At 55.2% G+C, this 12501-nt stretch carries 12 protein-coding genes; 6 read left to right on the top strand and 6 right to left on the bottom strand.

What is annotated here, in order from left to right; genetic code table 11:
* Positions 1 to 56 precede the first annotated feature (56 nt).
* The 3 genes from der to VIJ98_RS14495 all read left to right on the top strand — a co-directional run bounded on the left by der (position 57) and on the right by VIJ98_RS14495 (position 4637).
* Positions 57 to 1547 carry a ribosome biogenesis GTPase Der gene (gene der, locus VIJ98_RS14505; protein WP_008108310.1) on the top strand — a complete coding sequence of 497 codons (1491 nt, stop codon included), beginning with the start codon at positions 57 to 59 and terminating at the stop codon, positions 1545 to 1547.
* Between the two features lie 95 nt (positions 1548 to 1642).
* Positions 1643 to 1870, top strand: coding sequence for a zinc ribbon domain-containing protein (locus VIJ98_RS14500; protein WP_154155666.1), 228 nt, complete (start codon positions 1643 to 1645; stop codon positions 1868 to 1870).
* A gap of 328 nt (positions 1871 to 2198) precedes the next feature.
* On the top strand, positions 2199 to 4637 hold the full coding sequence (locus VIJ98_RS14495; RefSeq protein WP_154155668.1) for a glucose/quinate/shikimate family membrane-bound PQQ-dependent dehydrogenase: 2439 nt from the start codon (positions 2199 to 2201) through the stop codon (positions 4635 to 4637).
* A gap of 86 nt (positions 4638 to 4723) precedes the next feature.
* Here the strand turns inward: VIJ98_RS14495 and VIJ98_RS14490 are convergent, their stop codons facing one another.
* The 4 genes from VIJ98_RS14490 to xseA all read right to left on the bottom strand — a co-directional run bounded on the left by VIJ98_RS14490 (position 4724) and on the right by xseA (position 7771).
* A complete protein-coding gene (locus VIJ98_RS14490) occupies positions 4724 to 4906 on the bottom strand; it encodes a general stress protein (RefSeq protein WP_045814915.1) in 183 nt (60 codons plus the stop codon).
* Between the two features lie 103 nt (positions 4907 to 5009).
* Positions 5010 to 5336 carry a protealysin inhibitor emfourin gene (locus VIJ98_RS14485; RefSeq protein WP_323274629.1) on the bottom strand — a complete coding sequence of 109 codons (327 nt, stop codon included), beginning with the start codon at positions 5334 to 5336 and terminating at the stop codon, positions 5010 to 5012.
* On the bottom strand, positions 5321 to 6346 hold the full coding sequence (locus VIJ98_RS14480; protein ID WP_323274627.1) for a M4 family metallopeptidase: 1026 nt from the start codon (positions 6344 to 6346) through the stop codon (positions 5321 to 5323). Before VIJ98_RS14480 ends, VIJ98_RS14485 begins: the two co-directional genes overlap by 16 nt.
* Positions 6347 to 6397: 51 nt before the next feature.
* Entirely contained in the window at positions 6398 to 7771 is a 1374-nt protein-coding gene (gene xseA / locus VIJ98_RS14475) for an exodeoxyribonuclease VII large subunit (protein ID WP_323274625.1), read from the bottom strand.
* Positions 7772 to 7940: 169 nt separating this feature from the next.
* On the opposite strand from xseA, the gene guaB reads away from it, so the two are divergent.
* The 3 genes from guaB (at position 7941) to VIJ98_RS14460 (ending at position 12007) form a co-directional block, all read left to right on the top strand.
* Positions 7941 to 9407 carry an IMP dehydrogenase gene (gene guaB / locus VIJ98_RS14470; protein WP_008108316.1) on the top strand — a complete coding sequence of 489 codons (1467 nt, stop codon included), beginning with the start codon at positions 7941 to 7943 and terminating at the stop codon, positions 9405 to 9407.
* Between the two features lie 72 nt (positions 9408 to 9479).
* Positions 9480 to 11060, top strand: coding sequence for a glutamine-hydrolyzing GMP synthase (gene guaA, locus VIJ98_RS14465; RefSeq protein ID WP_323274622.1), 1581 nt, complete (start codon positions 9480 to 9482; stop codon positions 11058 to 11060).
* Between the two features lie 170 nt (positions 11061 to 11230).
* Positions 11231 to 12007, top strand: coding sequence for a DUF3750 domain-containing protein (locus tag VIJ98_RS14460; protein WP_061717957.1), 777 nt, complete (start codon positions 11231 to 11233; stop codon positions 12005 to 12007).
* 27 nt (positions 12008 to 12034) lie between these two features.
* On the opposite strand, the gene VIJ98_RS14455 is transcribed toward VIJ98_RS14460, so the two are convergent.
* Positions 12035 to 12214, bottom strand: coding sequence for a hypothetical protein (locus VIJ98_RS14455; protein WP_008108319.1), 180 nt, complete (start codon positions 12212 to 12214; stop codon positions 12035 to 12037).
* A 47-nt stretch (positions 12215 to 12261) separates the two neighbouring features.
* Positions 12262 to 12417 (bottom strand): hypothetical protein, encoded by a 156-nt coding sequence (locus VIJ98_RS14450; RefSeq protein WP_154190488.1) that lies wholly within the window; start codon positions 12415 to 12417, stop codon positions 12262 to 12264.
* Positions 12418 to 12501: the final 84 nt, after the last annotated feature.

Below are 12501 nucleotides of genomic sequence, written 5' to 3'. Positions count from 1 at the left end.
ATGTCGTTATAATCACGCCATTCGGGCGAATTATTTTAAAAACTGAGGCAAGTGTTATGGTACCTGTGGTCGCGCTGGTTGGGCGTCCCAATGTGGGAAAATCTACGCTATTTAACCGTTTAACACGCACACGTGATGCGCTGGTGGCGGATTTTCCTGGACTGACTCGCGATCGCAAATATGGTCGCGCCGAAGTGGAAGGGCGCGAATTCATTGTTATTGATACCGGCGGTATCGATGGCACCGAAGAGGGCGTTGAAAACCGCATGGCGGAGCAGTCGCTGCTGGCGATTGAAGAAGCCGATGTGGTGCTGTTTATGGTGGATGCGCGCGCGGGCGTGATGCCGGCGGATCAGCAAATCGCCAATCATCTGCGTGCGCGTGAGAAAGCCACCTTTGTGGTCGCCAACAAAACTGACGGTATCGACCCGGAAGCAGCGGTGCTGGATTTCTATGCGCTGGGCTTAGGTGAGATTCACGCCATTGCGGCTTCGCATGGCCGTGGCGTTAACAGCCTGCTGGAAACCGCACTGTTGCCGTGGATGGAAGAAATCGTTCCAGAAGTCGAACTCACCGAAGAAGAAGAGAACGCCGCCTATTGGGCCGATTTAGAAGAAGAGACTGAGAAGGCGCTGGAGGAAGAGGAAGAAGAAGACTTCGACCCTACCACACTGCCGATCAAACTCGCTATCGTTGGCCGCCCGAATGTGGGTAAGTCAACGCTAACTAACCGTATTCTTGGCGAAGACCGTGTCGTGGTCTTCGACATGCCGGGCACCACGCGTGACAGCATCTATATTCCGATGGAACGCGATGATCGTGAGTATGTGCTGATTGATACTGCTGGTGTACGTAAGCGCGGTAAAATCACCGAAACTGTCGAGAAATTCTCAGTTATTAAAACGTTGCAAGCGATCGAAGACGCTAACGTTGTGATGCTGGTGATTGATGCGCGTGCCGGAATTTCCGATCAGGATCTCTCGCTGCTCGGCTTTATCCTGAATAGTGGGCGCTCACTGGTAATTGTGGTCAACAAGTGGGATGGCATGACGCAGGAAGCCAGAGATGAAGTCAAAGAGATGTTGGACTTCCGCCTGGGCTTTATCGATTTTGCGCGCATCCACTTCATTTCAGCCCTGCACGGCAGCGGCGTCGGCAACCTGTTCGAATCGGTGACTGAAGCCTACGACTGCTCCACCAAACGTGTGGGCACCGCAATGCTGACGCGCATCATGACCATGGCCGCCGACGATCACCAGCCGCCATTGGTGCGTGGTCGCCGCGTGAAGCTAAAGTATGCGCACGCCGGTGGTTATAACCCGCCAATCGTGGTGATTCACGGCAACCAGGTGAAAGATCTGGCCGATTCCTACAAGCGTTACCTGATGAACTACTTCCGTCGTTCACTCAACGTGATGGGCACGCCGATTCGCATTCAGTTCAAAGAGGGCGATAACCCGTACGCGGGCAAGCGCAATCTGTTGACGCCAACGCAGCAGCGTAAACGTCAGCGTCTGATGTCGCATCTGAAGAAGAACAAGCGTTAACATGAGAAGGGCCCAGCAGGGCCCTTTTTTATGAACCTGTAACTCGTAGGGTCGCCATTCATGGCGACCGCCATCCAAAGCGCAGAGGACAATTGATGAATTTTTCCTGCCCAGCCTGTCAGCAACTACTCACTCACAATGAAACCGGTTTTGACTGCCCCAGCTGTGAACGTCATTTCGCACACATCGCCTCATGCCCGGATTGCCACCAACCGTTGCAGGTGCTGAAAGCCTGCGGTGCGGTGGACTACTTCTGCCAGCACGGCGACGGACTTATTTCCAAAAAACGTGTCGAATTCATCCCCGACTTAACATCGCAATAAGAAAAGTCACGATACGCCGTCATATTTATTAATAGCTTACGACTGGATTTGTAGCAAAAATGCTATTAACCAGTGACTGCCGCGTTATGGATATTCACTTTTTATTGTACCAGGTGGTACAATCCTGCCGCCTTGTAGCGAGAATCACTCTCACCTGCGTTGTGTCCTCGCTCACAAGCGCCGAATCACGGGCATTGCACCCGTACCAATAGATATAAAATAAAGCGTAACGGAATTATTCCTGTCTCCCGCTGCGGCTGGAGCCTTGTTATCGGCTGCCACAGATTTACTGGCGCCAGCGCTTTATTTTTTCAGGAGAGTTTTTGTTATGGCAGAAAATTCCGCTCGTCCCGGCAAAGGGCTGAGCATCTGGTCCGTACTGTTTGGCCTGGTCCTGCTGGCTATCGGCTTGTTCTTCGCTATCGGCGGCGGCAAGCTGGTTGCGCTGGGCGGCAGCTGGTACTTCCTCATCGCCGGTATCGTCATGCTGCTGTCGGCCATTCAGTTCTTCCGTCGCAAGTCATCCGCCGTCACCCTGTTTATTCTGGTGTTTGCTGGCACGTTGATTTGGTCACTGTTTGATGCGGGCTTGCATTTCTGGCCGCTGGTATCACGTTTGATGGTGCCAGCCGGCTTGATGCTGTTTGCATTCCTCACCTGGCCAGCCCTGCGTAAAAGCGAAGGCAAAAGCTCTCTGGCGAAAGCCTCTTATGTGCTCTCTGCGGTGATCGCGGTGGGCATGGTGGCGACCTTCGTGCAGATGTTCCAGCCGCATCCTACCGTGGCGTTTGACGGTAAACAGCTGCCGCTGATTCCGGTCGATAAATCAAAACCTCAGCAAGACTGGAGCAGCTACGGCCGTACGCCGGGTGGCGACCGCTTCGCTGCCATCGATCAGATTACCCGCGACAACGTGAAAGACTTACAGGTCGCCTGGACTTTCCACACCGGTGACACGCCAATCAGCCCAACCGGTAACGGTGCGGAAGATCAGCAAACTCCACTGCAGGTCGGCAATACGCTGTTCCTGTGCACCCCGCACAACAATGTGATTGCGGTTGCAGCAGACAGCGGTAAGGAAATCTGGAAACGCGAAATCAACGCGCAGGCAGAAGTGTGGAACCGCTGCCGTGGCTTAGCCTATTTCGATGCGACTAAACCGCTGCAGCAGCCAACAGAGCCGGGCTCAACGCCGGTGACTGCCGCTGTGCTGCCTGCGGGCGATACCTGTCAGCGTCGTATTCTGATGAACACCATCGATGCGCGTCTGATTGCTATCAACGCTGATAACGGTGAGCTGTGCGACACCTTCGGTACGCACGGTGTGGTTGACCTGAAAACCGGTCTCGGCAGTGCGCCAGATCCGCAGTATCAGCTGACTTCACCGCCAGCGATGGCCGGTACCACCGTTGTTGTGGGCGGCCGTGTTGCGGATAACGTACAGACCGACATGCCTGGCGGCGTGCTGCGTGGTTTCGACGTTATCACCGGTCAGATGCGTTGGGCGTTTGACCCAGGCAACGATGACCCCAATGCGGTGCTGATGCCGGGTAAAGATTACACCCGCAGTACGCCGAACTCGTGGGCGCCAATGTCTTACGATCCGGCAATGAACACCGTGTTCCTGCCAATGGGTAGCTCGTCAGTGGATCTGTGGGGTGCGAACCGTACCAAACTGGATCACACCTACGGCGCATCAATCCTGGCGTTGGATGCCACCACCGGTAAGCAGAAGTGGGTTTATCAGACCGTGCATAACGATCTGTGGGACTTCGACCTGCCAATGCAGCCGAGCCTGGTAGACTTCCCGATGAAGGATGGCACCAACAAGCCAGCCGTTGTTATCGGGGCGAAAACCGGCATGATTTGGGTGCTGGACCGCCTGACCGGCAAGCCTTTGACCAAAGTTGAAGAGCTGCCGATGCCGCAGGGTCACATCCCGAACGAGCAGTACACCAAAACTCAGCCGCACTCAGTGGAAATGCCAAACATCGGCAACCAGAAAATGAGTGAGTCGGATATGTGGGGCGCAACGCCGTTTGATCAGCTGGCGTGCCGTATTGCCTTTAAAGGCATGCGTTACGATGGTCTGTTCACCGTGCCGGATACTGATAAATCCCTCAGCTTCCCAGGTTCGCTGGGCGGTATGAACTGGGGCGGTATCTCGTTTGACCCGAACAACCAGTACATGTTTGTCAACGACATGCGTCTCGGCCTGTGGGTACAGATGATCCCACAAGACACCAGCAAGACTGCAGCCAGCAACGGTGGCGAAGCCATCAACACCGGTATGGGTGCGGTTCCGCTTAAAGGCACACCGTACGCGGTTAACAAAAACCGCTTCATGTCGCCGCTGGGCATTCCGTGCCAGGCTCCGCCGTTCGGTACGCTGTCGGCGATTGACATGAAAACCCGTCAGATCGTATGGCAGGTGCCGGTTGGTACCGTTGAAGATACCGGTCCGTTTGGTATTAAAATGCGCGCGAAGATGCCAATTGGTATGCCGACCTTAGGCGGCACGCTGGCAACGCAGGGCGGCCTGGTGTTCATCGCCGGTACGCAGGATTACTATCTGCGCGCTTTCGATAGCTCAACCGGTAAAGAAGTGTGGAAAGCACGTCTGCCAGTTGGCAGCCAGGGCGGTCCAATCAGCTACGTATCGCCGAAAACCGGCAAACAGTACATCCTGATCTCCGCAGGCGGCGCACGTCAGTCGCCAGACCGTGGTGATTATGTGATTGCTTACGCGCTGCCAGACAGCAAGTAAGTTCTCAATACGAGAAAGGCCGACATCATGATGTCGGCCTTTTTTTTAACCATCCGTGGCACATCACTTCCTTTAAGGCACCTTAATTACTGCTGCTTGGAAGGGCGACGGCTTTTTTGACCTCCTTTTCTTCCAGCTTCCCTGGCTCTTTCAGGATCGTTTCTGAAATTACCCCCGCTGACTTTGCCGCCAGCACTACCTGCTTCCCTGGCGCGCTCCGGGTCCTCTGCAAAGTTCCCGGCACCACCTCGTTGCTTTTTTTGTGTCATAGCAGAGACCTCATCTAAGGGTGTTTTCTTCGACGTGGACTAGCTAGCCACATAATGAGTATAGTCAACCAGTTACGCTCTGCCTTGAGAGATCTCTGATAACCTATTCACCGTCTCGCCACAGCGATTGCAGCTCGGGTGGCGCCAGTTGTTCAGGAATTAAAATCACTAAGCTTGCCGCCTCACGGTGTGTCGCATAGGTGATTTGAATGCGGTAATAGCGCTGATCGCCGCGACCGATATTTGCCGCCTGATCTTCCGGTTCGCCCAGCGGCATTGCCTGTTCCAGCACCTCGCAGACGCGCTGCTTTTGCGGTTCCGGCAGCTCCGCCAGTGCAAAGCGCCGTTCGCCGCGTAGTTTGGGAATAAAAGCGATACCGCCTTCCCGCGCCAGCTCGATTATTGCGTCATCGGTCAGTTGGATGTCCATTTTACGCCCACCTGCTGCCAGGCGGATTGGATCTTCTCCGCCACTGAGTTGTTGAACCGCTGTTTCGCGTGCTGCACGGTAAAGCGTGCAAAGGTGCTGAAATCGGCATCCTGCGGCAGCGTTTTGTCGCACAGCGTGTCGTACCAGGCTTGACCCGCCTGTTCCCACGCGAAGCCGTCCAGCGCTTTAGCGGCGAGATAGAAGGCGCGATTGGGAATACCCGAGTTGAGATGCACGCCGCCGTTGTCGTCACGTGTTTCGATGTAGTGAGCCATATCGGCTGGTTGCGGATCTTTGCCCAGCACCGGATCATCGTAGGCGGTGCCGGGTGATGACATCGATCGCAATCCGCGCCCGTTGATGCCCTGCGCCAGCAAACCTTCGCCAATGATCCAGTCGGCCTGATCGGCACTTTGCTTGAGGTGGAATTGCTTCACCAGCGAGCCAAACACGTCAGACATCGATTCGTTCAGCGCACCTGCCTGTTGGAAATAGATCAATCCCGCTTCGGTTTCCGTCACGCCGTGCGTCAGCTCGTGCGCCACAACATCCAGCGCGATGGTGAAGCGATTGAAAATCTCGCCGTCGCCGTCACCAAACACCATCTGCTGCCCGTTCCAGAAGGCGTTCTGGTACTCCTTACCGTAATGCACGGTGCCATCGAGCTTGAGGCCTTTGTTGTCCAGCGAGTTGCGTTGGTAGGTTTGCCAAAAGAAATCGTAGGTAATGCCGAGATAGTTCCACGCCTCTTCGGCTGCGACATCACCATTTCCCGGCTGGCCTTCGTCGCGCACCAAAGTGCCGGGCAGATTTTGTGTTCCTTCGGCGTCGTAGATAGCCCGCAGCACCGTGCCAGGCTGCGCTGTGGCGGTGCTTGCCGGTTTAGCATTGTGTTCGCCCATTAAGTGCTGGACGTGGGTGAGGGTGCGGCGCGCGTAGTCTTGTTGCGCGCCGGAGCAATTATCAATGATATTGCGCAGAATGTAGGGTGGGATAACGCTGTAAGACATACCAATCTCCCTGGCTCTTTAACGAATGTGCCAGAAAGTATAGTTTTCATACTATGAACGTGCTTTACGGCTCCGGGATTTCTGTGGTTCGAGAGCGGTAACCTGGCTTTCCACCCAGCCATCGTCCAGCCGGGTGCGTAGCAAGTCGCCTTTACTTAGCTGCTGGGTTTTCTTCACCACCTGACCTTGCGTGTCAGTAGTGACGCTGAAGCCACGCGCCAGCGTCGCCAGCGGGCTCACGCCTTCCAGTTGTGCTGCCAGCGTGCCAAAGCGCTGACGATTGTGATTGAGCTGCTTTTCCATGCCCTGCTGTAAGCGATAGTGCCACTGCTGCAGCTGCTGCTGAGCGCGCAGAATACGTCCCTGCGGCTGCAGGGCATTGAGGCGTTGCAGCAGGCGATCCTGCTGACGATTAGCCACCCGCAGGCGCTGGTCCATCGCTTCACCGAGACGACGCTGCAGCTGGAAGAGCGCGGTCTGCTGACGTGCCAAACGCAGCTGCGGATGCTGCTGCTGCAAACGGTGCTGGATGCGCGTGAAGCGACGCTGTTGCTGTGCCAGATAGAAATCCATCGCCATCTCCATGCGCTGCTGCTGCGACTGCAAACGGCGCAACAGTTCGAGTTGATTACGGCTCACCAATTCTGCCGCAGCAGAAGGCGTTGGCGCGCGTAAATCCGCTACGAAGTCAGCGATAGTGACATCGGTTTCATGCCCAACGGCGCTGACGATCGGCAAGCGGCTGGCAAAAATCGCCCGCGCCACGCGTTCGTCATTGAAACTCCATAAATCTTCCAGCGAACCGCCGCCACGGCCCACGATCAGCACGTCACACTCATCGCGCTGGTTGGCCAGCTCAATGGCACGCACAATGCTGGCTGGCGCATCTACGCCTTGCACCGCCGTTGGATAAATAATCACCGGCAAGGAGGGATCGCGTCGATGCAGTACGCGTAGTACGTCGTGCAGCGCCGCGCCGGTAGCGGAGGTAATCACGCCAACCTGACGCGCCGGATCCGGCAGCGGCTGCTTGAACTGTTGATCAAATAAGCCTTCTGCAGCCAAACGCGCTTTCAACTGTTCAAATTGCTGCTGCAGCAAGCCTTCACCGGCGGGATGCATGCTTTCGATAATCAGCTGATAATCGCCGCGCGGCTCATACAGCGTGATGCTGGCGCGCACTAAAACTTGCTGGCCATGCTGAGGACGGAAGGTGACGCGGCGATTACTGTTACGGAACATCGCGCAGCGCACTTGTGCGCCATCATCCTTCAACGTGAAGTACCAATGACCGGAAGAGGGCTGAGTGAAATTTGAAATTTCAGCACTGAGCCACACCAGGCCCATCTCATTTTCCAGCAGTTGGCGCACCGTGGTGTTCAGGCGGCTGACAGTAAAAATATTGGCGGTTGGCGGTAGCGACATGTGATGTAGATCAAATTTTAAATCAGAGGGTTAATCAACTGATACTACATTGCTTGCCCTGAGGATCAAGACATTTTCTGAAAAAACACTGGAGGCAATCGGTTTCGGCCTGTATAATGCCGCGGCAATATTTTATCTGTTTTAATCGCCCCCAGGTGGAGATATTGCAATGTTAAGAATCGCTAAAGAAGCCCTCACATTTGACGACGTTCTGCTCGTTCCCGCTCACTCCACTGTCTTACCGAACACCGCTGATCTCAGCACTCAACTGACGAAAAATATCCGTCTGAACATCCCAATGCTCTCTGCTGCCATGGACACCGTGACCGAAGCCGGTCTGGCCATTGCGCTGGCGCAGGAAGGTGGTTTGGGCTTTATTCACAAAAACATGTCAATTGAGCGCCAGGCGGACGAAGTTCGTAAGGTGAAAAAACACGAAAGCGGCGTAGTTACCGATCCGCAAACCGTGCTACCAACCACCGCGCTGGCTGCGGTGAAAGAGCTGACCGAGCGTAACGGCTTCGCCGGTTATCCGGTAGTGAACACCGAGAACGAGCTGGTGGGCATCATCACTGGCCGTGACGTGCGTTTTGTTACCGACCTGACCTTGCCGGTTTCTGCGGTGATGACCCCGAAAGAGCGTCTGGTAACGGTGAAAGAGGGTGAAGCACGCGAAGTTGTGCTGCACAAAATGCATGAAAAACGTGTTGAGAAAGCGCTGGTTGTTGATGACAGCTTCCACCTGCTGGGCATGATCACCGTTAAAGATTTCCAGAAAGCCGAACGTAAACCTAACGCCTGTAAAGATGCGGAAGGCCGTCTGCGCGTGGGTGCTGCTGTTGGCGCTGGTGCAGGCAACGAAGAGCGCGTTGATGCGCTGGTTGCTGCCGGTGTTGACGTGCTGCTGATTGACTCGTCACACGGTCACTCAGAAGGCGTACTGCAGCGTATTCGTGAAACCCGTGCAAAATATCCGAACCTGGAAATCATCGGCGGCAACGTCGCTACTGGCGCAGGCGCACTGGCGCTGGCACAGGCAGGCGTGAGCGCGGTGAAAGTGGGTATCGGCCCTGGCTCAATTTGTACCACACGTATCGTTACCGGCGTTGGCGTTCCACAGATCACCGCAGTTTCTGATGCAGTTGCCGCGCTGGAAGGCACCGGCATTCCAGTTATCGCTGATGGCGGTATCCGCTTCTCTGGCGATATCGCAAAAGCGATTGCAGCAGGCGCAGCGGCCGTTATGGTTGGTTCAATGCTGGCCGGTACCGAAGAGTCTCCGGGCGAAATCGAGCTGTATCAGGGCCGTTCGTTCAAGTCTTATCGCGGTATGGGTTCACTGGGCGCGATGTCTAAAGGTTCTTCAGACCGTTACTTCCAGAGCGATAACGCCGCGGACAAACTGGTACCGGAAGGTATCGAAGGTCGCGTTGCCTATAAAGGCCGCCTGAAAGAGATCGTGCACCAGCAGATGGGCGGCTTGCGCTCTTGCATGGGCCTGACCGGTTGCCCAACCATCGACGATCTGCGTACCAAAGCGGAGTTCGTGCGTATCAGCGGCGCGGGCATCAATGAAAGCCACGTGCATGATGTGACCATCACCAAAGAGTCACCAAACTACCGCATGGGTTCATAATCCCGTAAAATTTAGCGCCCGGCACCCGCCGGGCGCTTTTATTATTAAGTCCATCCCAATGGAAACGCCTCAATGACGACTGAAAATATTCATAAACATCGTATTTTGATCCTCGATTTTGGTTCTCAGTATACGCAGCTGGTTGCGCGCCGCGTGCGCGAACTGGGTGTTTACTGCGAGCTCTGGGCGTGGGATGTCACCGAAGAGCAAATTCGCCAGTTCAACCCGAACGGCATCATTCTCTCTGGCGGTCCGGAGAGCACCACCGAGCTGAACAGCCCGCGTGCCCCGGAATACGTGTTTAACGCCCGCGTGCCTGTGTTGGGCGTTTGCTACGGCATGCAGACCATGGCGATGCAACTGGGCGGCAAAGTAGAAGGCTCTAACGAGCGTGAATTTGGTTATGCGCAGGTTGAAGTGCTGACCCAGAGCGCGCTGGTGCGTGACATCGAAGATGCGATTAGCGCAGCAGGTAAACCGCTGCTGGATGTGTGGATGAGCCACGGCGACAAAGTCACCGCCATCCCAGCCGGTTTCGAAACCGTTGCCAGCACCGAAACCTGCCCGTTCGCCATCATGGCGAACGAAGAGAAGAAATTCTACGGCGTGCAGTTCCACCCGGAAGTGACGCACACGCGTCAGGGCCTGCGCATGCTTGAGCGTTTCATTCGTGATATCTGCGGCTGCGAAGCGCTGTGGACACCAGCCAAAATCATCGAAGATGCGGTTGAGCGTATTCGTCAGCAGGTTGGCGAAGACAAAGTGATCCTCGGCCTGTCTGGCGGTGTGGACTCTTCTGTGACCGCGATGCTGCTGCACCGCGCCATCGGCGAGCGTCTGACCTGCGTGTTCGTCGACAACGGTTTGCTGCGTCTGAACGAAGCTGAGCAAGTGCTCGACATGTTTGGCGACCACTTCGGCCTGAACATCGTGCACGTGGCGGCTGAAGCGCGCTTCCTTGATGCGCTGGCGGGCGAGAACGACCCAGAAGCCAAACGTAAAATCATCGGCCGCGTATTCGTTGAAGTGTTCGACGAGCAGGCACTGCGTCTGGAAGACGTGAAGTGGCTGGCGCAGGGCACCATCTATCCTGACGTGATTGAATCGGCGGCTTCTGCCACCGGTAAAGCGCACGTAATCAAATCGCACCACAACGTGGGCGGTTTGCCGAAAGAGATGAAGATGGGCCTGGTTGAGCCGCTGAAAGAGCTGTTCAAAGACGAAGTGCGTAAAATCGGTCTGGAACTCGGCCTGCCGTACGACATGTTGTATCGTCACCCGTTCCCAGGTCCAGGTTTGGGCGTGCGCGTGCTGGGCGAAGTGAAGAAAGAGTACTGCGACCTGCTGCGCCGTGCAGACGCTATCTTCATCGAAGAGCTGCATAAAGCTGACCTGTACAACAAAGTCAGCCAGGCGTTCACCGTGTTCCTGCCAGTGCGTTCTGTTGGCGTGATGGGCGATGGTCGTAAATATGATTGGGTGGTTTCACTGCGTGCGGTGGAAACCATCGACTTCATGACCGCGCACTGGGCGCACCTGCCGTACGATTTCCTCGGCCGCGTCTCTAACCGCATCATCAACGAAGTGAATGGCATCTCACGCGTGGTTTATGATATTTCAGGTAAACCACCTGCGACGATCGAGTGGGAATAAATCCTGCTTTGATTGATGAGTAAAAACGAAGCCCGCTTAATTGCGGGCTTTTTCTTTCAAACGTTTTGATGGCAGGTAAAACGGCTAAGTGAATCGCATAGTTCGTGAATACAAAGCCAACCGTTTCGTTGCAAGATAGCGAGTGATTTTTACTCATCAGGATGCCGTCGATGTTGCCTTTCAAAGCCGTAATGATCTCTTTTCTTTGCATCATCTTGCTTTCATTAGGCGCGAGTTTGGCGCAGGCAACGCGTAGCGGTGAGCTCACCTCTGAACGCGGTGGCTGGGCGTCCGCAAGGCGTGATTCTGCCGGCATCGCACCGGATCCACAGCGTTATGCGGCAGAAGCTATCGTGCAGGTTTATGCTGCGCCGACTTATGGCTGGAAGGGCGCCGTAGCGGTGCATCCGTGGATTATCTTTAAACGCGCCGGTGAAACCCGCTACAACCGCTATGAAGTGATTAGCTGGGGCAGCGGCGATAAGGTGCGGCGCAACAGCAATCTCCCGGATGGCTACTGGTACGGCGCGAAGCCGCGTCTGCTGGTTGATCATCGCGGCAGTAGCGCAGAAGCGATGATTCCGCAGATCGAAGCGGCGATAAAATCCTATCCGTGGCCGACGACCTATCACGCCTGGCCTGGACCCAACAGCAATACCTTTATGGCGCACATTGGCCGCGAGGTACCGGCGTTGAAGCTGGATCTACCGGCTAACGCGCTCGGCAAAGATTATCGCTCGCTACTCAATCCGGTGGGTTTACCGCCGTCAGGTCGTGGCGTACAGCTTTCCCTGCTGGGTGTGCTGGGCGTAACGGTTGGCGCGGAAGAGGGGCTGGAAGTGAACTTGCTGGGATTAAACATGGGGCTGGATTTCACACCGTTCAGGCTGCGTCTGCCGTTTATTGGCGGTATCGGGCAGAACAATGTGCAGCGCGACAATCCCTAAAAATGGCCCCGATTTGGGGCACTTTTTTTAACAGACGCCGAAATCACCGTCTTCATGATACAGATTCACGGTATCGGCTCTGACTTCAATTTCTCGTTTGATGTGATCATCAACCCGAGCGCACCACAGCATATCGCCTTCCACGCGCAGCACCTGCATCTTTGGGCCACCGGTCTTAGACTGCACAAAATCATCCACGTTAAACATGCTTCTTCTCCGTCAGGTCAGTGATAACAATAGAGTCTATATGCACTTCAGACGCTGTGCGCTTGATTTTGTGCGCTGTCTTCCAGCACAAAAAGGAACCAAAGCGTGTTGAGACCGTTCTGGTTATTTTCTGCAGCATGCGCCGCTGAAATAGTATCGAAGTTTCTCTTGGTTGTCAGTTGACAACTCAGTGCGGTGAGCATAAGGTAACCAGCGATGTCAGACAGGAAGCGGCATCCGCATAAAGCGGTAGAAGAAGCTTTGCGATATGCAGAAGCAAGAGGTTG

The sequence above is a fragment of the Pantoea sp. S18 genome (genome assembly GCF_045689705.1).
Taxonomy (GTDB): Bacteria; Pseudomonadota; Gammaproteobacteria; order Enterobacterales; family Enterobacteriaceae; genus Pantoea; species Pantoea symbiotica.
This window is presented reverse-complemented; position numbering and strand designations above follow the sequence as displayed.